A 21,891-nucleotide genomic window follows, 5' to 3' on the forward strand; every position below is an offset into this window, starting at 1 on the left:
GGCGGCTGCCCGTGCAGCATGAGAAAACCGGATATCGGGCGCTCTTGGACAGGTTTGCCTGCCATATTTGCGCCATTGCCTGGCAGTGCTGCCTAAAAAGCGGGCGCAGGCTGGATTCTGCTTATAAATTAATCAGACATTTGACGCCGATTGCGCCTTGCAGCGCTAAACAATCCGCTGCAGGCAGGCTAGAGTGTCGAAAAATCAGGCCGGGCAGGCAATCATATGACTGACAAAAACAAGCGCAAACGCCCTTTGGTGGCTGACAAGCGGTATTCTGGCAAAGCGAAGCCGAAGCCAAAAGCGAGCGCGCAGGCCAAACCTGTTGCGCGTAAGGGGGCACCTGCACGTCGCAAGGCGACCCGCGCTAAACGGCCCCGGCGCGGCGGGATCGTCGGCTTCTTTGCTGGCCTCGCCCGTTGGATTTGGCGCTTGATCTGGACGATAACCTGGCGCGTGAGCCTTGTGGCCTTCCTCGCGCTTGGCTTGGCTATTGGCTATATCTACACCACGATCCCGCCCCTTGAGGCGCTGCTTGATGGCCGTGCGCGCGGATCTGTCACCATGCTGGACCGCGAAGGCGATGTCTTTGCTTGGCGCGGGGACCAGTTTGGCGGCGTGGTCACGGCGGAATCGGTTTCCAAACACCTGAAGAACGCGGTCATCGCCACCGAAGATCGGCGATTCTACCGTCACTTTGGGGTCAGCCCGCGCGGGATCGCCTCGGCGGTGCGCATCAACCTCAGCGAAGGGCGCGGTCCGTTGCAGGGCCACGGCGGTTCGACCATCACCCAACAAACGGCCAAGCTGCTCTGTCTGGGTGAACCCTATGACGCCAGCTCGGGCATGACCGAAAAAGAGTATGAAGCCGATTGCCGTCGCTCCTCCTTGGGCCGGAAAGCCAAGGAAGCGCTCTTTGCCATGGCGATGGAGTTAAAATACTCCAAGAACGACATTCTTTCGATCTATCTCAACCGCGCCTATATGGGCGGCGGTGCCTTTGGTGCAGAGGCTGCCGCGCAGCGCTTTTTCGGCAAACCCTCGGCGGCGCTTTCCGCCTCTGAAGGGGCGATGCTGGCGGGTTTGCTTACAGCGCCTACCACGCTATCGCCCACCAACAACCTTGACCGCTCGCAAAGCCGCGCCGCTACGGTGATCCGGCTGATGGAAGAGCAGGGTTATCTGTCTGCCGCAGAGGCCGATCAGGCCATCGCCAACCCTGCGCAACTGTCCGAGGCCGCAGAGGCCGAAGCGGGCGGTTACTTTGCCGATTGGGTCATGTCCTCGGGGCCAGAATTCTTTACCCGCAACACCACCGAAGACGTCATCATCAAAACCACCCTCGACCAGCGCATCCAGCGCGCCGCTGAGGACGGGCTGAAATGGATCTTCGAGAATAAGGTCCGCGACACCTCCAAAGCGCAGGCGGCGATTGTCGTGATGTCTTCTGATGGGGCAGTGCGCGCGCTGGTGGGGGGGCGCAAGACCAAGGTCGCGGGCGCATTCAACCGTGCCACACAAGCGATGCGTCAGACCGGCTCGGCCTTCAAACCCTTCATCTATGCCGCGGCGCTTGATCTGGGTTATTCGCCCGAAGACATCATCGTGGACGAACCCTACTGTCTTAATATCCCCGGTTCGGGTGAGTGGTGCCCCAAGAACTACACCAAAAATTTCAAAGGGCCCGTAACTCTGACAGGCGCGCTGAAAGACTCGCTGAACATCCCGGCGGTCAAAGTCTCGGAAAGCGTAGGTCGCGAGACGGTGAGTGCGGTCGCCACGCAGTTCGGCATCAAAAGCGATCTGGCCGCAGGCCCGGCGCTGGCACTTGGCGCATCGGAAAGCACCCTGCTTGAGATGACCGGTGCCTATGCGGGCATCCTGAACGGCGGCTCTTCGGTGACGCCCTACGGGCTGGTCGATCTGCGCCTGCTGGGCGAGACGGAGCCGTTGATGGGCACCGGCGGCGGTATCAACGAGCGTGTGATCCAAGAAGACGCCGCGCGCCAATTGGTCTATATGATGGAGAAGGTGATCTCCGAAGGGACCGGCCAGCGCGCTCAGTTTGGCGGGCGTCAACTGGCAGGCAAGACCGGCACAACCTCGGCCAACAAGGACGCATGGTTCGTCGGCTTCTCGGCAGATTATGTGGCCGGCGTCTGGATGGGCTATGACGACAACACGCCGCTCACAGGGGTCACGGGTGGTGGCCTGCCTGCGGAAATTTGGCGAGAAACCATGAGCCGTGTGCATGAGGGGATGCCCCTCACCGAACTGCCGATGCTGGCCCCAGCACCGCCCAGCAATTTTGGTGAAGCGCAGCCGGAACCGCAGCCCCAGCCGCAGCAACCGCAGGGCGGCGGCAACCGAGGGGGCGGCGCAGACAACGTGATCGACCGCGTTTTGCGTGACATCTTTGGCGGCAGCAGCAGTGGCAGCGGCGCCAGCGCGCCTGCGCCAACCTTTCTCGACCGCTAAGGCGGTCGGGGCGGCGGCCCGAGAAAAAAATGGCGCTAGGTTATCAAAATCATTATCAATTCCCCATAAGCGGGAAGCGCGCCGTGTTGTGTATGGGCGGCTTTGACCTGCTGGTATCACCGGGTGACTGAACCCGGAATGGGATAGCCAAAGCTGCGCTTCCCAATTCGGAAGAGGTGGCAAAGGGGCTTTTCCTCTGTGCAGCGGGCCGTTAGCGTCCGACTGACTCCAACCAAAGGAAGCCCGCCATGTCCCTGACTGCCCGCCTCGCCGATCTCGGTATTACCCTGCCCGACGCGCCCGCACCTGCCGCGAACTACGTGCCCTTCGTGGTCACCGGCAATACTATCTATGTCTCGGGCCAGATCTCTAATGGGCCTGATGGGTTGATCACCGGGCGTTTGGGCGATGGCATGGATGTCGAGGCCGGAGCCGCCGCTGCGCGCAGTTGTGCCCTGAGCCTTTTGGCGCAGGTTCGTGCAGCCTGTGACGGCGATCTGGATCGGCTCAAGCGGGTGGTGAAGCTGACCGGCTTCGTGAACTCAACCGCCGATTTCACCGAGCAGCCTAAGGTCATCAACGGCGCATCCGATTTCATGGTTGAGGCTCTGGGCGACGCGGGCCGTCATGCCCGCTCGGCGGTTTCCGCCGCCTCGCTGCCACTGGGAGTCGCCGTTGAGATCGAAGGCATTTTCGAGATCGAATGACCCTTCCGGCCGCATTCCTAGAGGTTCCGCTCGCGCATCGCGCACTGCACGATGTAACCGCTGGACGGCCCGAAAACAGCCGCGCCGCCGTGCGGGCGGCTGTTAAGGCGGGCGTCGGGATCGAGATTGATCTGCAACTCAGTGCCGATGGCAAGGCGATGGTGTTTCATGACTATGCGTTGGAGCGGCTGACACCAGAGCGCGGCGCGGTCCGGCTGCGCGAGGCCAGTGCCCTTGCGGCTATCCCGCTGGAAGGCAGCGATGAGGGGATCCCGTCGCTTGAGGAGATCCTTGACCTCGTTGCAGGACGGGTGCCGCTGCTGGTGGAATTCAAGGATCAGGATGGTGGCATGGGGTCGGACGTGGGCCCGCTTGAGGCCGCCGCCGCCGAAAGGCTTGGCCGTTATCGCGGTGATCTGGCGGTAATGTCTTTCAACCCGCATTCGGTGCGCGAACTCGCGCGCCTGCTGCCCGACGTGCCGCGCGGATTGACCACCAGTGCTTACCGCCCCGACGAATGGCCGCTGCCCGCAGCGACCTGCGACCGGCTGCGCGGGATTCCCGATTACGCCGAGAGTGGTTCCTGTTTCATCAGCCATGAAGCCAATGACCTGAACCGCCCTCGCGTGGCGGAACTAACGGCCGCAGGGGCAGCGGTGCTCTGCTGGACGGTCCGCAGCCAAGCCGAAGAGGACATCGCGCGTCAGGTGGCCCAGAACGTAACCTTTGAGGGCTATCTGCCACGCCCGCGCCCTTGATCTGCGAGGCCAAGGCCACACATAGAACGCAAGGCAGGCAAGGCTCAGATGAACGCGCAGGAAATCGAGATTACCGTGGTGCCGAAACTGGCACAGATCGGCCAAGAGGATTGGGACGCCTGCGCCTGTCCCGAGGCTGCGGATGGGGGCCGTCCGCGTGACCCTTTCACGACTTACCGTTTTCTTTCAGCACTGGAGCGGAGCGGATCGGTGGGCCCCGGCACGGGCTGGCAGCCACAATATCTGATGGCGCGGATCGCAGGCCAAGTGATCGCCGTGGCGCCGATGTATGCCAAATCGCACAGCCAAGGCGAATATATTTTCGACCATAACTGGGCCCATGCCTATGAGCGGGCGGGCGGGCGCTATTACCCGAAACTGCAGATCGCGGTGCCACATACGCCCGCCACCGGGCGGCGCTTTTTGGTGCGGCCCGAGTTTGAAGAGACAGGCACCGCCGCGCTGGTTCAGGGCGCGGTGCAGCTGACCGATAACAACGCGCTGTCGTCGCTGCATGTGACCTTTTGCACCGAGCAGGAGGTCGCGCGGGCCGAAGCACTGGGTTTGATGAGCCGCAAAAGCCAGCAGTTCCATTGGCACAACCGGGATTATGCCGATTTCGACGGGTTCCTCGCCAGTCTCTCCTCGCGCAAGCGTAAGAATATTCGAAAGGAACGCGCGCAGGCGCAGGATTTCGGCGGCACCATCCACACTTTTACAGGCGACCAGATCGCAACCGAGCATTGGGACGCCTTCTGGCAGTTCTACCAAGACACCGGCGCGCGGAAATGGGGCTCACCCTACCTCACGCGGGAATTCTTCGACTTTGCGCAGGAAGGCCTGCGCGATAATATTGCGCTGGTGTTGGCCGAACGGAACGGGCGTTGGGTTGCCGGGGCGTTGAACTTTATCGGGGCGGAGACGCTCTTTGGCCGCTACTGGGGCTGTACCGAGCATCATCCCTTTTTGCATTTCGAACTGTGCTATTATCGCGCCATGGATTTTGCCATCGCCCATGGGCTTTCCCGTGTCGAGGCGGGCGCACAGGGCGAACATAAGCTCGCGCGGGGGTATCTGCCGTCGCCCACATGGTCGCTGCATTGGATGCGCGATCCGGGCTTTGCTTCTGCCGTGGGCGAATATCTGCAGGCCGAGCGTGACGCCGTGGATCAGGAAATCAGCGTGCTGACCGACTACGGCCCCTTCAAAAAGACGACGATCGAGGAACAAGAATGACCGAGAGATTAAGCATCGAGACCCGCAAGACGCTGCTGCAGCCGTTGTTCAATACCGGCTGGGAGATGGTCGAAAGCCGGGATGCGATCCACAAGACGTTCAAGTTCAAGGATTTCGCCGACGCCTTTGGCTGGATGACAAGGGTGGCCATTTGGGCGGAAAAATGGAATCACCATCCCGAATGGAACAATGTTTACAACCGCGTGGAGGTGACGTTGATCACCCATGACGTGGATGGGCTAAGTTCGCTCGACGCGAAATTGGCACGCAAGATGGATGGTCTCTTTGGGGCCGGGAAAGACTGACGGAGAGACCGAATGCAAGATTTGTTTGAAACCGAACTGTGGCAGGGAAAGACGATTGCCGATCTGCTGACACTGGAGTTCCTTGCCAGCGCGGCAGGCTCGGTGATCGGCGCGATTGTCATTTTGCTGCTGGGGTGGATCATCTCCAGTTGGCTGCAGCACCGGGTCGAGAACCTTGGCAAGCGGCACAAACATCTTGATGAAATGCTGTTCGAATTTCTGGCCTCGATCGTGCGCTATGTGGTGCTGGGCTTTACGGTTTTGTTTGTGCTTAACACTTTCGGGGTCAAGACGACCTCGGTCGTGGCGGTTATCGGTGCGGCGGGTCTGGCCATCGGTCTGGCCCTGCAGGGCACCCTGTCGAACGTGGCCGCCGGGGTCATGCTTATCCTCTTTCGCCCGATTAAAATCGGCGATTTCGTTGAGATTGCGGGTGAGATGGGCACTGTGAAGCAGATCAACCTGAACTACACGGTGCTTGCTGACCTTAGCAACGTGCAGGTGATTGTGCCGAACTCCGAAGTTTGGGGCAATGTCATCACCAACTATTCCGTCAACCCGACGCGCCGCGCGGAATGGACCTTTGGCGTAGGCTATGGCGCGAACCTCAAGACCGCCGAAGACATCATCCGCAGCACGATCATGGCGGATGAGCGTGCGCATACTGACCCTGAGCCTTTCATTCAGGTCAATAATCTGAACGACAGTTCCGTCGATTTCCTTGTGCGGGTCTGGTGCAGCGCGGGCGATTACTTTGCCTTCAAGGCCGATATGACCCGCAAGGTCAAAGAGGCGCTGGACGAGGGTGGCGTGGATATCCCGTTCCCAACCCGCACCATCGTGCAGGCGGCGGAGTAACCTGTCCTCCGAACTACGATACCGGCTGAAATGATTGGCATCGCCCTCCTAGTGGGGGAGGGCGATGCCCGGCGCCCCGCCGGACGATCCCTCGGCAAGGACAGCGTCTAGACTGGCCAGACGCCGGCCCTTCGCTCACATATTCGCCAGCAGCGCCTCGCCGCCGGACGTCTCGCATGTGCCACGCGCTTCTTCCGGCTGCCAGAGCGTCACCACCCCGTCCTCGGCCAGCATCGCGTAGCGCATTGAGCGCCCCATCAAGCCTGCGCCCTCGGCGTCGAATGCCATGCCGATGGCGCGGGTGAACTCGCTGCTGGCGTCGGCAAGCATTGTGATCCCGGCCTCGGTCGCGCCAGTCACTTCGCCCCACGCCTTCATCACGAAGGGATCGTTGCAGGAGATGCAGATCACCTCATCCACGCCTTTAGCGTCGAACTGATCCTTGGTGCGCACGAAGCTCGGCACATGGGCAGAGTGGCAGGTGGGCGTGAAGGCACCCGGTACGGCAAAGATCACAACCTTACGGCCTTTAAGCTTGTCAGCCATCTGCACCGGCTCGGGCCCATCGGCGCCCATCTGAACCAGTTTCGCGTCCGGCAGTGTCGAACCTTGAGAAATTGTCATGGGATAGCCTCTCCTGTCATTGCGGTTGTCTTGGGGCCAGATATAGGCTTTGACCGCGACTGAGACCAGATCAAACGGGGGTGGGCAGATGCAGCATGTTATGGTGATTGGAGCCGGGCAGGCGGGAGCCTCTTGCGTGGCGAAACTGCGCAATGGTGGGTTTGACGGGAAAATCACCCTGATCGGCGCGGAGCCCTGCCCGCCCTACCAACGTCCGCCTCTCTCCAAAGGGTATCTGCTGGGGGAAATCACACTGGAGCGGCTGTTTCTGCGGCCCGAGGCGTTCTATGTCGACCAAGGGATCGCCCTGAAAACCAACTGCCGCGTTACGGCGATTGACCCCGAAGCGCGCGTTCTTACGACCACAGATGGCGAGATCGCCTATGACGCGCTGGTGCTCGCCACCGGTTCAACCCCGCGCCGCTTGCCCGCCGCGATAGGCGGCGCGCTGGATGGCGTCTTTACCGTGCGCGATTTGGCCGATGTCGATGCGATGGCCCCGCGTTTCGTGAAAGGCGCGAAAGTGGTGATCGTCGGCGGCGGCTACATCGGGCTGGAGGCAGCGGCGGTGGCGGCCAAGCTGGGGCTTGAGGTTACGCTGGTGGAGATGGCCGACCGCATCCTGCAGCGCGTCGCAGCGCCCGAGACCAGTGACTATTTCCGTGCCCTGCATGAAGGCCACGGTGTCACGCTGCGCGAAGGCGTGGGGCTGGAACGGCTGTTGGGCGAAGGCCACGTTACCGGCGCACGGCTGAGCGACGGGACAGAGATCGCCGCCGATTTCGTCATCACCGGCGTGGGCATTGAGCCCGACATCGCGCTGGCCAAGGCAGCAGGGATCGAGATCGACAACGGCATCAAGGTCGACGCACAGGGCCGCACGACTGTGCCGGGCATCTGGGCGGCGGGGGATTGCACCTCTTTCCCCTATCGCGGCGGGCGTATCCGTTTGGAAAGCGTGCCCAACGCCATCGATCAGGCCGAGGTGGTCGCTGAAAACATCCTCGGCGCGGGTAAGGAATACATTGCCAAACCGTGGTTCTGGTCGGACCAATATGATGTGAAGCTGCAAATCGCCGGGCTGAACGCAGGCTATGACCGCGTGGTCACCCGCCTTGGCGAAGGCAGCGCTTCCTTCTGGTACTACCTTGGTGACACCCTGCTGGCCGTGGATGCTGCGAACGACCCACGTGGTTACATGGTGGGTAAACGGTTGATCGAGGCGGGGAAATCGCCTGATCCCGCGCTGGTCGCGGACCCTGATACCGACCTTAAGGCTCTGCTGAAAGCATGAGGATCATTGCCGGGAAATACCGTGGCCGACCGCTTGCCGCGCTTGGCAAGGGCGACGCCGGAGCGCATCTGCGCCCGACCTCGGACCGGGTGCGCGAGAGCCTTTTTTCGATGTTGACCCATCACGATGTGATCGAGGGCGCGCGGGTGTTGGACCTGTTCGCAGGCACCGGCGCGCTTGGGTTTGAGGCCTTGTCGCGCGGAGCCGTGTCGGTCTGCTTTGTTGAGAATGGCCGGACAGGCCAACAGTTGATCGGAGAGAACATGCGCAAACTAGAGGCAGAGGCGGAAACGCGGCTGCTGCGCAATGACGCGACGCGGCTGGGGCCATGCGCACAGGACCCTTTCGATCTGGTCTTCCTTGACCCGCCCTATGGCAAATCCATGGGGCAAAAGGCGCTTGTTGCGGCAGCCGAAGGCGGTTGGTTTGCACCCGGCGCGATGATCGTTTGGGAGGAAAGCGCGCCCATGCACGCGCCCGAGGGATTCGCCCGGATCGACACGCGCAAATACGGCGATACCCATGTGACGCTGCTGCAAAGGGCTGCAAGCTAAGCGCTTTTTGCCGAGCGCTATCCCCTCTCAGGTTGATCCTTGTCTTTTCCGACAGAATAAGTCACCTATTGCCCGAAGGCCCGGCGCGCTCTGCGTCGGGACCATGGTGATTTTCAAGGAAGGACATTCGATGCGCCTCAAAGCGACCACGGCCATTGCGCTGATCACATGCGCCGCCGCTCCGGCATTTGCACAAGACAAGGCCGAGGTGCTTGGCACCTATGCCAACATCGCGCAGGCGGGCTACGAAGACAGCCTGGCTACTGCGCAGACGCTGCAAGCCGCCGTCGAGACGCTGATCGCCACACCCTCGGCCGAAGCGCTTCAGGCTGCGAAAACCGCATGGCTGGCCGCTCGCGTGCCCTACCAGCAGACCGAGGTGTTCCGCTTTGGCAATGCAATCGTCGATGATTGGGAAGGCAAGGTAAACGCATGGCCGCTGGACGAAGGTCTGATCGACTATGTCGACGCCTCCTATGGCGGTGAGACGGATGAGAACCAGCTCGCGGTGCTGAATGTCATTGCCAACCCAACCTTCACGCTCGGCGGGGAAGAGGTGGACGCCACCGAGATCACGCCCGAACTGCTCGAAGGGCAGTTGCATGAGGCGGGAGCGGTCGAGGCCAATGTCGCCACCGGCTACCACGCCATCGAATTCCTGCTCTGGGGCCAAGACCTGAACGGCACCGACCACGGCGCGGGCGACCGTCCTTGGACCGACTACGCAGCGGGCGACGACTGCTCCGGCGGCAATTGCGACCGCCGCGGGCAATACCTCAAGGCCGCCACCGATCTTTTGGTCAGCGATCTGGAATGGATGGCCGGGCAATGGGCCGAAGGCGGTGAGGCGCGCACTGCCGTGCTGGCCGACGAAGACGCCGGGATCGACGCGATCCTGACCGGCATGGGCTCGCTTTCCTACGGCGAACAGGCCGGGGAGCGGATGAAGCTGGGCGTCATGCTGAACGACCCCGAGGAAGAGCATGATTGCTTTTCCGACAATACCCACAACAGCCACTACTACGACGGTCTGGGCGTGCGGAACGTCTATCTGGGCGAATATCTGCGCGTTGATGGGCGTGTGGTCTCGGGCGCGTCGCTGTCCGATCTGGTGGCCAGTGCCGATGCCGGTGTCGACGAAGACCTGCGCGCCAAGCTGAACGCCTCCATGATGGAGCTAGGCCAGATCAAGACCGCCGCCGAAGCGGGGTTCAGCTATGACATGATGCTTGAGCGCGGCAATGCCGAAGGCGAAGCGCTGATCATGGGCGCGGTCGATGCGCTGGTAAACCAGACCCGCGCGATCGAGCGCGCCGTGACCGTTCTGGGCGGTGACCAGATCGCCTTCGAAGGGTCCGACAGCCTCGACGCGCCGGACGCGGTTTTCCAATAAATCCACCTGCCCCCCGCGCCGCATTTGGGGCCGAGGGGATACGGAACGACGGGCGCGCCGGATGCCGTGCCCGTCGCTCCAAGATCCAAGGCTGCCGCCATGCGTTACTTAATCCAACTCTTTTTGGCCACCGCTGCCACGACTGTCTTCGCCGCTCCGTCGGACCTTGATGCGCCGCATCTGAATGTGATCCCCCGCACCGCCGAAGAGGCCGCCCGGATTGCCAAAGTGACGGCCCCCGCGACCGAATTCGACAAACCTGAACCCTTCGAGACGAACCCCGCAGGCGCTGCTACGGTCAGCCCGCGCGGCAATGCCGATGCGTTTTCGCTGCCTTCAGCCAACATCCCCTTTGAGCGGGAGTTGGACTTCAAGGTGGGCAACGGGCTGTTCAAAAAGCTCTGGGTGTCGTCGCCGTCCTCCACCCTTGCCTCTGACGGCTTGGGCCCGCTTTTCAACGCGCGCTCTTGTCAGCGCTGCCACCTGAAAGACGGGCGTGGCCATCCCCCCGAAGGGCCGGAGGATGACGCGGTGTCGATGTTCCTACGCATCTCTGTCCCCATGCCGCCGGAAGAGGCGATGAGCGAGATCGAGGCGTTTCTGTTGTCGGTGGGCGATAGCACCCCACGCACGCGGCCCGATCCGGTCTATGGCGGCCAATTGCAGGATTTCGGCGTGGCGGGGCATCCGGCGGAATATCGGCTGGATGTGCGCTATGAAGAGGTGGAAGTCAGCCTGTCGGAGGGTGAAACCGCTAGCCTGCGCCGCCCAACCTACCGCGCCGAAGACCTCGGCTATGGCCCCTTGGCCGAGGGCGCGATGCTCAGCCCGCGTGTGGCGTCGCCGATGATCGGCTTGGGCCTACTTGAGGCGATCCCAGCGGCAGACATATTGGCCCTCGCAGACCCCGAAGACGCTGATGGAGACGGTATCTCGGGCCGCGTGCAAATCGTCTGGTCCTTTGAACACGCGCGCCCGATGTTGGGTCGTTTCGGTTGGAAAGCTGGCGCGCCGACGATCCGCGAGCAATCCGCTAGCGCCTTTGCGGGGGACATTGGCGTTTCATCCCCCATCTTCGACGCAGCTTGGGGCGATTGCACAACCGAACAGACCGCTTGCCGCGAGGCCCCGCATGGGGACGGTGACGCGCGCGGGACAGAGATTGACGCCGAGGGGCTGGATCTGGTGACCTTCTACAGCCGCAACCTTGCCGTGCCCGCCCGCCGCGATGTCGGCGCGCCCGAGGTGCTGCGCGGCAAGGCGGTGTTCCATGAGGTTGGCTGCACCTCCTGTCACCAGCCGAAATTCGTGACCGAACGGTTGGAGGACCAGCCCGAGCAAAGTTTCCAGCTGATCTGGCCGATGACCGATCTTTTGCTCCATGACATGGGCGAAGGGCTGGCCGACAACCGTCCCGAGGGCCGCGCGAATGGGCGCGAATGGCGCACCGCGCCGCTCTGGGGCATCGGCTTGACCGAGCAGGTCAACGGCCATACCCAATTCCTGCACGACGGACGCGCGCGGTCGCTGCTCGAAGCGGTGCTCTGGCACGGCGGCGAAGCCCAGCCCGCCCGCGATGCCGTGGTCGACATGCCCAAAGCCGACCGTGACGCCCTGATCCGCTATCTGGAGAGCCTTTGATGCGCAGCTTACTGACCGCCACTTTCCTTCTGACCGCCGCCCCCGCCCTCGCCGGGGTAAACGACGTGATCCAAGATCACGCACTCCCGGGCACCGCGCGTTTCGCCTCTGCCACTGCGGCGCTCGACGCTGCAGCGCAGGCCGATTGCACCGACACGGCCTTGCGCCCGGCCTATCAAGAGGCTTTCGACGCATGGATGGGCATCGCACATCTGACCCTTGGACCGTTGGAGGAAGACGGGCGCGGGCTGGCCATCGCCTTTTGGCCTGACACGCGCGGCATGGTGGGGCGCAGCGTGGCGCGACTGGTGACCGAGGAAGACCCGATTGCGACAAGCGGGAAGTACGCCGAGGTCTCCATCGCCGCGCGCGGGCTCTTTGCGCTGGAACGGCTGCTTTATGACGAAGACTTCGCAGGCTACGGGGCCGATAGCTATAGCTGCGCATTGGCCCAAGCGATGGCGGCCGATCTGGCCGGGCTGGGGCGCGAGGTCGACACCGCATGGCGTGAGGATTTCGCCACGACGCTCAGCAGCGCCGGGGCGGCGGGGAACAGCCGTTTCCTCAGCCCGCGCGAGGCGTCACAGGCGCTTTACACCGCCCTCGCAACCGGGTTGGAGTTCATCGCCGACCAGCGTTTGGACCGTCCGATGGGCAGCTTTGACGCCCCCAAACCGCAGGTGGCCGAGGCGCGCCGCTCGGGCCGCAGCCTGCGCAACGTGGTGCTGTCGCTTGAAGCATTGCAGGAATTTGCGCGCGCCCTGTCGGACCAGCCCACGCCTGAAACCGATGCCGCCTTTAACCGCGCGCTCACCGCCGCCCGCGCCTTGGAAGACCCGGTTCTAGCCGGAGTGGCCGACCCGATAAGCCGTATCCGGGTCGAGGCTCTGCAAAATGACGTGCTTGCCATTGCCGAGGCCGTGAGCGCTGAGATCGCCCCGGCGCTTGGCGTCACGGTCGGATTCAACTCGGCGGATGGCGATTGATGCCCTCGCGCCGCCATTTCCTCGCCGGTTTGGCCGCTGCCACTGGCCTGCCGCGTATGGGCTGGGCCGCCGCTGGTAGCCCTGCCTACCTTGCCGCCGCGCGCGAACCTTCCGGGGCCTATGCGCTTTTCGGATTGGACTGGACCGGCCATGACATCTTTCGCATTCCGCTGCCCGACCGGGGCCATGCCGCCGCCGCCCATCCCACCGCGCCCGAAGCGGTCGCCTTTGCCCGCCGACCGGGGCGTTTCGCGCTGGTGATTGACTGTGTGCAGGGCCGTGTGTCCCATCGGCTCGACGCGCCGGAGGGGCGACATTTCTACGGACATGGGGCGTATCTTAAGGGCGGGGCCATCCTCGTCACCAGCGAAAATGACATCGACACGGGCGAAGGGCGCATCGGACTGTGGTCCCGCGCAGAGGGCTATGCCCGGATCGGAGAGATCGCCTCAGGCGGGATCGGCCCGCATGAAATCCGCCGCTGGGCCGAGGATGTGCTGGTGGTGGCGAATGGCGGCATCCACACCCATCCCGACAGCGGGCGGGAAAAGCTGAACATCGACGATATGCGGCCTAACCTGTCCTATGTCACCCTCTCGGGCGAGATGCTGGAGCAGGTCGAACTGCCCGATGACCTGCACCTCAATTCGATCCGCCATCTGGCGCTGGCCCCTGACGGGCAGGTGGCTTTTGCCATGCAATGGCAGGGGGAGCCGGGCGATGGCGTGCCGTTATTGGGGCTGCACCGGCGCGGGCAGTCAGCGATCCTAGCGGAGGCCGATCTGGCCGAGCAAATCGCCATGGAAGGCTACGCAGGCAGCGTGGCATTTTCCGCAGATGGCGGGTCGGTCGGCATCACGTCACCGCGCGGCGGGCGGCTGCATCTGTTTGACAATGAAGGTGGTTTCCTCGCCAGCCACCGCCGCGCCGATGTCTGCGGGCTGGCGCCGGGCCGGGGCGGGTTCGTCGCAACGGATGGGCTGGGCGGTATTCTGTCGCTGCAAGAGGCCGCGCTGTCACGGCTCACTACCGCCGCGCGGGCGTGGGACAATCATCTGGTTGCCATCGACGCATAGGCGGGCGGGGGCACTGCCCCCACCGCATTTTAGTCGGTCTTGTACGTCGGGTGGAACAATCCGCCGGGCGATAGGGTGAAGATCTCAACCCCATCTTCTGTCACGCCGACCGAATGTTCGAACTGCGCCGAGAGGGATTTGTCGCGGGTCACCGCTGTCCAATCGTCGGCCAAGGTCTTGGTCTCCGCCCGGCCAAGGTTCACCATCGGCTCAATGGTAAAGAACATGCCCGGCTCAAGCACAGCACCCGTACCGGGGCGGCCATAGTGCAACACGTTAGGCGGCGCGTGAAAGACCTGCCCCAACCCGTGACCGCAGAAGTCGGTCACGACCGACATGCGGTGGCCTTCGACAAATGTCTGGATGGCATGGCCGATATCGCCAAAGGTATTGCCCGGTTTCACCGCCTCGATACCGCGCATCAGGCTGTCGTGGGTCACGTTGATCAAACGCTCGGCCTTGCGTGAAAGCTTGCCTGCCACATACATGCGGCTGGTGTCGCCGAACCAGCCATCGACGATCACGGTCACGTCGATGTTCAGGATGTCGCCGTCTTTTAATTTCTTGTCGCTCGGGATGCCGTGGCAAACCACATGGTTCACCGAGATGCAGCTGGCGTGCTGGTAGCCCTTATAGCCAATGGTCGCGGATTTCGCGCCAGCGGCGTTGACCTTCTCTTCGATCATGCGGTCCAGTTCCCCGGTGGTTTGACCGGGGAAGACATGTTCCGCAATCTCGTCGAGGATCGTGGCGGCCAGACGGCCCGCCGCTTGCATCCCGGCGTGATCCGAAGGCTCGTAAATGCGAATGCCGTCGCGCGTCTGGCGGCCTCGGTGTGCGTTGTTCACCGCTCTCTCCATCCTTGTGTTCGCTCCTATTTAGCGTGGCTTTCCGGCAAGGGCCAGTGCAGCTCAGCCCGCAAAGGGGATCGGTTGCGCCAGTGTGACGGCTTGGGGCGTGATATGGGTGCCGATGGCGTAGATTTCCAGCCCCGCCGCACGGGCAGCCTGAGATGCGGCGGCATAGGTCGGGTCGATATCTGCGGCAAGCTGCATCTGCGTGCAATCGGTGCGTTGCACCAGATAGAGCAGCACGGCGCGGTGCCCGGCTTGTGCGACCTTCGCCAATTCCCCAAGGTGCTTCGCCCCGCGCGCGGTCACGCTGTCGGGAAACTCCGCCAGACCCGTTTGGCGCGAAAGGGTGACTGATTTCACCTCAACATAGGCTTCAGGCAGCCCATCGCCACGCAGCAGGAAGTCGATCCGGGAGTTCTCGCCGTATTTCATCTCGGGCCGCACCTCGGTGTAAGCCGCGAGCGGAGCCACTTCGCCCGCAATGAGCGCCGCCTTCATCGCGCGGTTGGGCAGGGCGGTGTCGACACCCGTGAAATGCCCATTCTCGTGGTCAACTAGCCGCCAGCCATAGTTCAGCTTTTTCTTCGGATCATCGTTCGGCTCCAGCCAGATGCGGCTGCCCGGTTCCGCCAGCCCCATCATAGAGCCGGGGTTGGCGCAATGGGCGATCACTTCCTCGCCCGTCTCCTCTAGCCTGCAATCAGCCAGAAAGCGTTTGTAGCGGCGGATCAGCCGGGCGGGAACAAGTTGGGTTTGAAAGCGCATGGCACGCGGCCTATACCGAAGGGACGCCATCCTCAAGGAGCCGCCCCATGTCAAACCCCACCGCCGCGATGATCGTGATCGGCGACGAAATCCTTTCGGGCCGGACCCGCGACAGCAATATGCATCACCTTGCGGGGGAGTTGACGAAAGTGGGGATTGATCTGAAAGAGGTGCGCGTGGTGTCGGATGATCATGGTGCGATCATCGCCGCCGTGCAGGCACTTTCGGCGGTTTATACGCATGTGTTTACCTCGGGCGGCATCGGGCCGACCCATGATGACATCACTGCCGACTGCATCGCCGCCGCCTTTAACCGCGACATCGACGTGCGCGAGGATGCCCGCGAGATACTGGCCGAACACTACACCCGCGCGGGCACTCAGATGAACGAGGCCCGCCTGCGCATGGCGCGTATCCCCGAGGGCGCCGCGCTGATCGACAACCCGGTCTCTGCCGCGCCCGGTTTCGTGGTTGAGAATGTGCATGTCATGGCCGGGGTGCCCACGGTCTTTCAGGCGATGGTCGCAAGCGTTTTGCCGGGGCTGACAGGCGGCCAACCCCTGATCAGTGAGACCCTGCGCATCGACCGGGGCGAGGGGGATATTGCCGGACCCTTGGGCGCATTGGCCGAGGAATACCCGCACCTGTCGATGGGCAGCTACCCGTTCCAAAAAGACGGTATCTATGGCGCGCATGTGGTGATCCGGGGCAGCGATCCGGGAATGGTCGAAGCGGCGATGGTCAAGCTCAAGGCCGCCTTCGCATGAGCGAAGCGCAGGCGTTTTTCGACGCGGGCGACGCGACTTGGCCCGCCGCGCGGCGGTTTGATCATGGGCCATGGACCCTGCGCGAAGGGCAGGGTGGCGGCAAACGCGTCTCGGCGGCGACAGCGCGTGGGGCGATCTCCGATGCCGACATTCCGGCTGCCGAAGCGGCGATGCGCGAGATGGACCAGCGCCCGCTGTTCATGGTTCGCGCGGGGGAAGATGACCTCGACGCGCTGCTGGCCGCGCGGGGCTACGACGTGGTCGACCCGGTCATCGTGCTGAGCCTGCCGATCACCCGCCTCACCGATATACCAATGCCCCCGGTCACCGCCTTTTGCATTTGGGAGCCGCTGGCGATCATGGCCGAGGTCTGGGCCGCCGGAGGGGTCGGCCCTGCGCGTCTTGCCGTGATGGACCGCGCCGCGACCAAAACAGGCATCCTTGCCCGCTGGAACGAGAAACCCGCGGGCGTGGCCTTTGCCGGGGTGCACGAAGACATCTGCATGGTCCACGCCGTCGAAGTGCTGCCGCATCAACAGCGCCAAGGCGTGGCCACTTGGATCATGCGGGCCGCCGCCCATTGGGGGCAGGCGCAAGGGGCCACGCGCCTGTCGGTGCTCTGCGTCGATACCAACACCCGCGCGCAGGCGCTTTACGCCAAACTGGGCTTTGCCCCGGTCGGGCACTATCATTACCGTCAAAGCACTGAGTAAAGGACAAGACCATGGCCAACGACATGCCCACCGCCCTTGATCTGCCGATGGTCGATCCGCTGCCCGAGGCGACGCAGAAGTATTTCGACGTCTGTCAGGAAAAGCTCGGAATGGTGCCGAATGTCCTGCGGGCCTATGCCTTTGACATCGACAAGCTGAACGCTTTTGCGGGCATGTATAACGATCTGATGCTGGGCGATAGCGCGCTGGCCAAACTTGAGCGTGAGATGATCGCGGTAGCGGTGTCCTCGGTCAACAAATGCTACTACTGCCTCGTGGCCCATGGCGCGGCGGTGCGCGAGCTTTCCGGTGATCCGCAATTGGGCGAAGCGCTGGTAATGAACTACCGCGTGGCCAAGATCAGTGCCAAACAACGCGCCATGCTGGATTTCGCGGTCAAGCTGACCGAGGCCAGCGCCAAGGTCGAGGAGGCCGACCGTCAGGCACTGCGCAATGCAGGTTTCACCGACCGGGATATCTTTGACATCGCCAGCGTGGCAGGGTTCTTCAATATGACCAACCGGGTGGCCAGCGCCACTGACATGCGGCCAAACGACGATTACCACGCGCAGGCGCGATGAGCCGGGCGGGCGTCGCTGCGGCTTTGCTTGGGTTGCTGCTGGCGGCCCCGGCTGCGGCGCTTGACCTGGTGCTGCCCAGCACCGCGCGCCTGACGGCAGAGCGTAACACCGCGCCGGATCGCTATGCGGCACCGGTCGGGGTCTATGCCGAGGGGCAGGTAGCGCGGGTCAATGTGGACGGCCCCGTGCGCCGCGCCGCTTGGCGGATGGACACGCCGGGGCTGACCGCCTTGCAGGTGATGCGCCCGCTGCGGCGGCAGCTTAATGAAGCGGGCTTTGACATCGTGCTCGACTGTGCTGCGCGGGAATGCGGCGGCTTTGATTTCCGCTTTGCAGTGGAGGTGCTGCCGGGGCCGAACATGTACGTCAACCTGCGCGCTTTCCACTTCATCACCGCCCTGCGCAGGGCGGACGATGGAACGCCGACCGAGGCGATCAGCATCGTTGCCAGCACGGCTGCGACCTCGGCCTATGTCCAGATCATCCAAGCCCGAAGCGGTGAAGCGTCGGAGGAAGAGAGCACGCCGATTGCGCCCGAAGCAACCGCTGAGGTGCCACTTGCCACGGCAACGGGCGACCTCGCGGCGACGCTAAAGGCTGAGGGGCATGTGGTGCTCACCCGGCTGGAGTTCGAAACCGGCACCTCGGCGCTTGGTCCCGGCCCCTTTGCCACCTTGGAGCGTTTGGCCGAGCTGCTAAAGGCAGACCCCGGCCTGCGCGTGGCGCTGGTGGGGCATACCGATGCGGTGGGTAGTTTGGAGGCGAACACCGTCCTCTCGCGCAAGCGCGCAGAGGCGGTGCGGGAACGGTTGGTGCAGAGCTATGATGTCGACCCTGACCGGCTGGAGGCGCGGGGGGCCGGCTATCTCGCGCCCCGCGGTAGCAACCTGACCGAAGCAGGCCGCGAACGAAACCGGCGGGTCGAAGTGGTGGTGCTATCTGCCGAATAGGTTATTTCGTGACCGTCATCTGCGTGGCCAAGAGCAAGTTCGTCTCGCTTGAGCTTACCCCCTGAATGCGCCGAATTTGTCCCAGCACGCTGTCCAACTCTTCGACGGTCTCGGTCCCCGTCTCGACAATCAAATCCCATTTACCATTGGTCGAATGGATCGCCTGTACCGCGGGCATGCCCGCAAGGATGCGTTTGATCCGGTCGGTGCCCGCCCCTTCGATGGCCAAGAGGGTATGACCCCGGATTGGGCTGTGGCGCATGTCTTCTTTCAGGATCAGCGTGAAGCCCAAAATTGCACCGGAACTGACCAGCCGCTCCACCCGCGCCCGCACCGTCACCCGCGACAGACCGGTGGTGGCCGCCAGCGCGGAATAGGACATGCGTGCGTCGCGGCGCAGTTCTGCGATGATCTTGTTGTCGATCTCGTCCATGGGGATCCCGTTTGCTTTGTTAGGCAGGGTTTACGTCAGCGCGGGCGGGCTGGCCAGTCTTTGGCCTTACGGATGCGCAATTGACGGCGGCGGGGAAACTCATAATCTGCCGCGGAAAGGATTTCCTCCATGCAAAGCCGCGCGCCCCTGTTCACCCCGGTCCTGATGGTCGGATGTATCATCATCATGGTCAGCTTTGCCGTGCGGGCCTCCTTCGGTGTTTTCCAAATCCCGATTGCCGAGGAATTCGCATGGGCGCGGAGCGAATTCTCCCTCGCCATCGCGATCCAGAACCTTGCCTGGGGCATCGGCCAGCCGATCTTTGGGGCGCTGGCGGAAAAGATTGGCGACCGAAAGGCGATCATCATCGGAGCGGTCGTCTATGCCGTGGGTCTGCTGCTCTCGGCCAATTCCGCCACACCGATTGAGCATCAGACCTATGCGTGGCTGGTGGGTTTTGGCATCGCGGGGACCGGGTTCGGCGTGATCTTGGCCGTGGTGGGCCGCGCCGCGTCGGATGACAATCGCTCCATGTCGCTGGCGATTGCCACGGCGGCGGGGAGTGCGGGACAGGTCTTTGGCGCGCCGGTGGCGGAGTGGATGCTCAGCTTCATGTCTTGGCAGATGACCTTTGTCAGTTTCGCGGGTGTGATCCTTGCGATGCTGCTGACCCTGCCGATGATGCGCGCGCCTGCGATGGCCAGCCGGGCAGAGCTGGAAGAGTCGATGGGCCAGATCCTCGGCAAAGCCTTCCGCGATCCGTCCTATACGCTGATCTTTCTTGGCTTCTTCTCCTGCGGCTACCAGCTTGCCTTTATCACCGCGCATTTCCCGGCTTTCGTGACCGAGATGTGCGGTCCGATTTTGGCCGGTGGCGTGCTGCATAACATCGGAATCACGACCACCTCGGCGCTCGGTGCGGTGGCGATTTCGCTGATTGGCCTCGCAAATATTGCGGGCACTTTGCTCGCCGGGTGGGCGGGCAAACGTTATTCCAAGAAATACCTGCTGGCGGGGATTTACGTGGGGCGCACGGTGATCGCAGCGGCCTTTATCATGTTTCCGATCACGCCGATGACGGTGATCTTATTCTCTGTCGGTATGGGGGCGCTTTGGCTTGCCACAGTGCCGCTGACCAGCGGATTGGTCGCGCATATCTACGGGCTGCGCTACATGGGCACGCTTTATGGGATCGTCTTTTTCAGCCACCAGTTGGGCAGCTTCCTCGGCGTGTGGCTGGGCGGGCGGATGTATGACATCTATGGCAGCTACACCGGCGTCTGGTGGGTCGGCGTGGCCGTGGGGGCGTTCAGCGCCGTGGTGCATCTGCCGATCCGCGAGAAACGGCTTGAGGGGCTGGTGACCGCTTAGCGCGCGCGCCAGCGTTCGAGGATGTGCCGCGCGGTCATCAGGTCCAGATGCGCGCCGCCGCCGTTTTTGAACAGGGTGATTTCGTCATCGCTTTGGCGGGTGAAGACCCCGAGGTCGTAGTAATCCGCGATCAGGTGGTCGCGGGGGATGGTGCCTGCCTCCAGCGGGATGTTGATTTCACCGATATGGCCGATCGTGGTGTCGAAACTATCGACGAAGACCCGCGCGCGCAGCAGCGCCGTGTCGTCCACCTCACGCATGTCGGGGCGGTAGGCACCGATGAGGTCGATGTGCTGGCCAGGTTGCAGCCAGTCGCCCATGATCAGCGGGTCAGTCGACATGGTAGCAGAGGTGACGATATCGGCGGCGCGTACAGCTTGTTCGAGGTCGGTGGCCACGTTGATCTTAAGCTCGGCCGCCATGGCTTCTGCGTTCTTGGGCGTCCGGTTCCAGACGGTGAAACGCGCCTTTGGGAAGGCTGCGGAATAGGCGGCGTGCAGCGCACGGCCTTGGGTGCCCGCACCGACGATCAGGATGTTTTCACTGTTGGGGCGCGCCAGTCGGCGGGCGGCGAGCAGGCTGTCTCCGGCGGTTTTCCATTTGGTGACGAGGTGGAAGTCGACAATGGCGGCAAGCGTGCCGGTCTCGTCATCAAAGAGGGACACGCCACCATTGACCATCGGCACTTCGCGGTCGGGATTGCCGGGGAAGATCGTGGCGGATTTCACCGCAATGCCCAGCCCGTCGATCCATGCCGCGCGGCTGAGAAGCGTGTCCTTGCCGCGATAGAGGAAGGTATCACCAATCTCGGCCTTTGGCAGGTCATGGCCCGCCGCCAATGCGTCGGTGAGCGCGATCCAGTCCAGTAGCGCTTCGCCTTCGTCGAAAGAGATATTGGGGATCACGGTCATGCGGCTTCCTCCCGGCTCAGTAGCCCGGCGTGAACGAGCCGGTCGGCCCAGCCCTGCGGCCCGGTGAAGTGATGCGTCTGCCAGCCGCGTGCGGCGGCGGCGGCGATGTTGTCGGCGCGGTCATCGGTGAAGATGAGCGCTTCGGGCGGCAGGCCGCTGCCCTGCTCCACCGCCTCGTAGATGGCAGGCCCTGGCTTGATCATGCCCAGATGGCCCGAGATGAAATCGCGGTCAAATTCGCGCAGGAAAGGATAGTGCGTCGCCGCGTGGTCATAGCTCTGGATGCCAAAATTAGTGAGCGAGAAGACCGGCACGCCACGCGCCTGAAGCGCTTTCATCAGCCGCAAGGAGTGGTCGATCACCGGGGCGGCCATCTCAATCCAGCGGTCGTGCCAGAGGCGGATTTCATCTCGCCAATCGGCGTATTCCTCAGCCGTGGCATAGATCGTGTCGCGGAAGTTTTCGCCGCTGTCGACGCGGTCGTTCATGCCGTGCAGGTCCACCGCGTCGAACATGGCGCGGCGGCGGTCGGGGCCGATGACGCTGTCGTAAAAGCGTTCCGGTTGCCATTCGATCAGCACATTGCCGATGTCGAAAACGACTGCCTGTGGTGTCATATCACTTGCCCTAACAATT

Annotated in this window: 23 protein-coding genes; 17 read left to right on the forward strand and 6 right to left on the reverse strand. The window is 63.0% G+C overall.

Annotated elements, in window-relative coordinates:
- Nucleotides 1–225 precede the first annotated feature (225 nt).
- The 6 genes from K3759_RS01685 to K3759_RS01710 all read left to right on the forward strand — a co-directional run bounded on the left by K3759_RS01685 (nt 226) and on the right by K3759_RS01710 (nt 6,342).
- Entirely contained in the window at nt 226–2,478 is a 2,253-nt protein-coding gene (locus tag K3759_RS01685; RefSeq protein WP_259983960.1) for a transglycosylase domain-containing protein, read from the forward strand.
- A 248-nt stretch (nt 2,479–2,726) separates the two neighbouring features.
- A complete protein-coding gene (locus K3759_RS01690; protein WP_259983961.1) occupies nt 2,727–3,185 on the forward strand; it encodes a RidA family protein in 459 nt (152 codons plus the stop codon).
- On the forward strand, nt 3,182–3,943 hold the full coding sequence (locus K3759_RS01695) for a glycerophosphodiester phosphodiesterase family protein (RefSeq protein WP_259983962.1): 762 nt from the start codon (nt 3,182–3,184) through the stop codon (nt 3,941–3,943). Before K3759_RS01690 ends, K3759_RS01695 begins: the two co-directional genes overlap by 4 nt.
- 48 nt (nt 3,944–3,991) lie before the next feature.
- A complete protein-coding gene (locus K3759_RS01700; RefSeq protein WP_259983963.1) occupies nt 3,992–5,179 on the forward strand; it encodes a GNAT family N-acetyltransferase in 1,188 nt (395 codons plus the stop codon).
- A complete protein-coding gene (locus K3759_RS01705) occupies nt 5,176–5,484 on the forward strand; it encodes a 4a-hydroxytetrahydrobiopterin dehydratase (protein ID WP_259983964.1) in 309 nt (102 codons plus the stop codon). The genes K3759_RS01700 and K3759_RS01705 overlap by 4 nt, the downstream gene beginning before the upstream one ends.
- Before the next feature lie 12 nt (nt 5,485–5,496).
- Nucleotides 5,497–6,342, forward strand: a complete 846-nt coding sequence (locus K3759_RS01710) for a mechanosensitive ion channel family protein (RefSeq protein ID WP_259983965.1) — start codon at nt 5,497–5,499, stop codon at nt 6,340–6,342.
- Nucleotides 6,343–6,477: 135 nt separating this feature from the next.
- Here the strand turns inward: K3759_RS01710 and K3759_RS01715 are convergent, their stop codons facing one another.
- The gene (locus K3759_RS01715) at nt 6,478–6,966 is read right to left on the reverse strand and encodes a peroxiredoxin (RefSeq protein WP_259983968.1); all 489 of its coding nucleotides are present in this window, start codon (nt 6,964–6,966) and stop codon (nt 6,478–6,480) included.
- An 88-nt stretch (nt 6,967–7,054) separates the two neighbouring features.
- On the opposite strand from K3759_RS01715, the gene K3759_RS01720 reads away from it, so the two are divergent.
- From K3759_RS01720 to K3759_RS01745, 6 genes are all read left to right on the forward strand, one after another.
- The gene (locus K3759_RS01720; RefSeq protein WP_259983969.1) at nt 7,055–8,260 is read left to right on the forward strand and encodes an NAD(P)/FAD-dependent oxidoreductase; all 1,206 of its coding nucleotides are present in this window, start codon (nt 7,055–7,057) and stop codon (nt 8,258–8,260) included.
- Entirely contained in the window at nt 8,257–8,814 is a 558-nt protein-coding gene (gene rsmD / locus K3759_RS01725; RefSeq protein WP_259983971.1) for a 16S rRNA (guanine(966)-N(2))-methyltransferase RsmD, read from the forward strand. Before K3759_RS01720 ends, rsmD begins: the two co-directional genes overlap by 4 nt.
- 130 nt (nt 8,815–8,944) lie before the next feature.
- Nucleotides 8,945–10,207, forward strand: a complete 1,263-nt coding sequence (locus K3759_RS01730; protein WP_259983972.1) for an imelysin family protein — start codon at nt 8,945–8,947, stop codon at nt 10,205–10,207.
- Nucleotides 10,208–10,306: 99 nt separating this feature from the next.
- Nucleotides 10,307–11,848, forward strand: coding sequence for a di-heme oxidoredictase family protein (locus K3759_RS01735; protein WP_259983974.1), 1,542 nt, complete (start codon nt 10,307–10,309; stop codon nt 11,846–11,848).
- Nucleotides 11,848–12,834: an imelysin family protein gene (locus K3759_RS01740; protein ID WP_259983975.1), complete on the forward strand. Its 987-nt coding sequence runs from the start codon at nt 11,848–11,850 to the stop codon at nt 12,832–12,834. The genes K3759_RS01735 and K3759_RS01740 overlap by 1 nt, the downstream gene beginning before the upstream one ends.
- Nucleotides 12,834–13,910 carry a DUF1513 domain-containing protein gene (locus K3759_RS01745; RefSeq protein WP_259983977.1) on the forward strand — a complete coding sequence of 359 codons (1,077 nt, stop codon included), beginning with the start codon at nt 12,834–12,836 and terminating at the stop codon, nt 13,908–13,910. The genes K3759_RS01740 and K3759_RS01745 overlap by 1 nt, the downstream gene beginning before the upstream one ends.
- A gap of 29 nt (nt 13,911–13,939) precedes the next feature.
- On the opposite strand, the gene map is transcribed toward K3759_RS01745, so the two are convergent.
- Together map and sfsA are read right to left on the reverse strand one after the other, a co-directional pair.
- Entirely contained in the window at nt 13,940–14,770 is an 831-nt protein-coding gene (gene map, locus K3759_RS01750) for a type I methionyl aminopeptidase (RefSeq protein WP_259983979.1), read from the reverse strand.
- Nucleotides 14,771–14,821: 51 nt separating this feature from the next.
- Nucleotides 14,822–15,529: a DNA/RNA nuclease SfsA gene (sfsA, locus tag K3759_RS01755; RefSeq protein WP_259983981.1), complete on the reverse strand. Its 708-nt coding sequence runs from the start codon at nt 15,527–15,529 to the stop codon at nt 14,822–14,824.
- Nucleotides 15,530–15,576: 47 nt separating this feature from the next.
- Here sfsA and K3759_RS01760 point away from each other — a divergent pair, with 47 nt between their 5' ends.
- From K3759_RS01760 to K3759_RS01775, 4 genes are read left to right on the forward strand one after another with little or no spacing between them, the layout of a single operon-like run.
- A complete protein-coding gene (locus K3759_RS01760; protein WP_259983983.1) occupies nt 15,577–16,296 on the forward strand; it encodes a molybdopterin-binding protein in 720 nt (239 codons plus the stop codon).
- A complete protein-coding gene (locus K3759_RS01765; protein WP_259983985.1) occupies nt 16,293–17,009 on the forward strand; it encodes a GNAT family N-acetyltransferase in 717 nt (238 codons plus the stop codon). The genes K3759_RS01760 and K3759_RS01765 overlap by 4 nt, the downstream gene beginning before the upstream one ends.
- Nucleotides 17,010–17,020: 11 nt before the next feature.
- Complete coding sequence (locus K3759_RS01770; protein WP_259983987.1) at nt 17,021–17,590, forward strand: peroxidase-related enzyme; 570 nt, start codon at nt 17,021–17,023, stop codon at nt 17,588–17,590.
- A complete protein-coding gene (locus K3759_RS01775) occupies nt 17,587–18,540 on the forward strand; it encodes an OmpA family protein (RefSeq protein ID WP_259983988.1) in 954 nt (317 codons plus the stop codon). The genes K3759_RS01770 and K3759_RS01775 overlap by 4 nt, the downstream gene beginning before the upstream one ends.
- A 1-nt stretch (nt 18,541) precedes the next feature.
- Here the strand turns inward: K3759_RS01775 and K3759_RS01780 are convergent, their stop codons facing one another.
- The gene (locus K3759_RS01780) at nt 18,542–18,973 is read right to left on the reverse strand and encodes an Lrp/AsnC family transcriptional regulator (RefSeq protein ID WP_243262086.1); all 432 of its coding nucleotides are present in this window, start codon (nt 18,971–18,973) and stop codon (nt 18,542–18,544) included.
- Nucleotides 18,974–19,102: 129 nt separating this feature from the next.
- Here K3759_RS01780 and K3759_RS01785 point away from each other — a divergent pair, with 129 nt between their 5' ends.
- A complete protein-coding gene (locus tag K3759_RS01785; RefSeq protein WP_243262087.1) occupies nt 19,103–20,344 on the forward strand; it encodes an MFS transporter in 1,242 nt (413 codons plus the stop codon).
- On the opposite strand, the gene K3759_RS01790 is transcribed toward K3759_RS01785, so the two are convergent.
- Both K3759_RS01790 and K3759_RS01795 read right to left on the reverse strand, forming a co-directional pair.
- Nucleotides 20,341–21,255 (reverse strand): ornithine cyclodeaminase family protein, encoded by a 915-nt coding sequence (locus tag K3759_RS01790; protein WP_259983991.1) that lies wholly within the window; start codon nt 21,253–21,255, stop codon nt 20,341–20,343. The genes K3759_RS01785 and K3759_RS01790 overlap by 4 nt on opposite strands.
- Nucleotides 21,252–21,872, reverse strand: coding sequence for an HAD family phosphatase (locus K3759_RS01795; protein ID WP_259983993.1), 621 nt, complete (start codon nt 21,870–21,872; stop codon nt 21,252–21,254). The genes K3759_RS01790 and K3759_RS01795 overlap by 4 nt, the downstream gene beginning before the upstream one ends.
- Between the last annotated feature and the right edge of the window lie 19 nt (nt 21,873–21,891).

The organism is Sulfitobacter sp. W027, from assembly GCF_025143985.1.
GTDB lineage: Bacteria > Pseudomonadota > Alphaproteobacteria > Rhodobacterales > Rhodobacteraceae > Sulfitobacter.

Excerpts from the sequence above, each read along its gene's own strand:
- K3759_RS01760 (WP_259983983.1), top strand. The coding sequence starts at position 15,577 with ATGTCAAACCCCACCGCCGCGATGATCGTGATCGGCGACGAAATCCTT.
- K3759_RS01780 (WP_243262086.1), bottom strand. The coding sequence starts at position 18,973 with ATGGACGAGATCGACAACAAGATCATCGCAGAACTGCGCCGCGACGCA.
- rsmD (WP_259983971.1), top strand. The coding sequence starts at position 8,257 with ATGAGGATCATTGCCGGGAAATACCGTGGCCGACCGCTTGCCGCGCTT.
- K3759_RS01775 (WP_259983988.1), top strand. The coding sequence starts at position 17,587 with ATGAGCCGGGCGGGCGTCGCTGCGGCTTTGCTTGGGTTGCTGCTGGCG.
- K3759_RS01765 (WP_259983985.1), top strand. The coding sequence starts at position 16,293 with ATGAGCGAAGCGCAGGCGTTTTTCGACGCGGGCGACGCGACTTGGCCC.
- K3759_RS01770 (WP_259983987.1), top strand. The coding sequence starts at position 17,021 with ATGGCCAACGACATGCCCACCGCCCTTGATCTGCCGATGGTCGATCCG.
- K3759_RS01740 (WP_259983975.1), top strand. The coding sequence starts at position 11,848 with ATGCGCAGCTTACTGACCGCCACTTTCCTTCTGACCGCCGCCCCCGCC.
- K3759_RS01710 (WP_259983965.1), top strand. The coding sequence starts at position 5,497 with ATGCAAGATTTGTTTGAAACCGAACTGTGGCAGGGAAAGACGATTGCC.
- K3759_RS01785 (WP_243262087.1), top strand. The coding sequence starts at position 19,103 with ATGCAAAGCCGCGCGCCCCTGTTCACCCCGGTCCTGATGGTCGGATGT.
- sfsA (WP_259983981.1), bottom strand. The coding sequence starts at position 15,529 with ATGCGCTTTCAAACCCAACTTGTTCCCGCCCGGCTGATCCGCCGCTAC.
- K3759_RS01715 (WP_259983968.1), bottom strand. The coding sequence starts at position 6,966 with ATGACAATTTCTCAAGGTTCGACACTGCCGGACGCGAAACTGGTTCAG.
- K3759_RS01705 (WP_259983964.1), top strand. The coding sequence starts at position 5,176 with ATGACCGAGAGATTAAGCATCGAGACCCGCAAGACGCTGCTGCAGCCG.
- K3759_RS01730 (WP_259983972.1), top strand. The coding sequence starts at position 8,945 with ATGCGCCTCAAAGCGACCACGGCCATTGCGCTGATCACATGCGCCGCC.
- K3759_RS01700 (WP_259983963.1), top strand. The coding sequence starts at position 3,992 with ATGAACGCGCAGGAAATCGAGATTACCGTGGTGCCGAAACTGGCACAG.
- K3759_RS01720 (WP_259983969.1), top strand. The coding sequence starts at position 7,055 with ATGCAGCATGTTATGGTGATTGGAGCCGGGCAGGCGGGAGCCTCTTGC.
- K3759_RS01745 (WP_259983977.1), top strand. The coding sequence starts at position 12,834 with ATGCCCTCGCGCCGCCATTTCCTCGCCGGTTTGGCCGCTGCCACTGGC.
- K3759_RS01790 (WP_259983991.1), bottom strand. The coding sequence starts at position 21,255 with ATGACCGTGATCCCCAATATCTCTTTCGACGAAGGCGAAGCGCTACTG.
- K3759_RS01690 (WP_259983961.1), top strand. The coding sequence starts at position 2,727 with ATGTCCCTGACTGCCCGCCTCGCCGATCTCGGTATTACCCTGCCCGAC.
- K3759_RS01685 (WP_259983960.1), top strand. The coding sequence starts at position 226 with ATGACTGACAAAAACAAGCGCAAACGCCCTTTGGTGGCTGACAAGCGG.
- K3759_RS01795 (WP_259983993.1), bottom strand. The coding sequence starts at position 21,872 with ATGACACCACAGGCAGTCGTTTTCGACATCGGCAATGTGCTGATCGAA.
- K3759_RS01735 (WP_259983974.1), top strand. The coding sequence starts at position 10,307 with ATGCGTTACTTAATCCAACTCTTTTTGGCCACCGCTGCCACGACTGTC.
- map (WP_259983979.1), bottom strand. The coding sequence starts at position 14,770 with ATGGAGAGAGCGGTGAACAACGCACACCGAGGCCGCCAGACGCGCGAC.
- K3759_RS01695 (WP_259983962.1), top strand. The coding sequence starts at position 3,182 with ATGACCCTTCCGGCCGCATTCCTAGAGGTTCCGCTCGCGCATCGCGCA.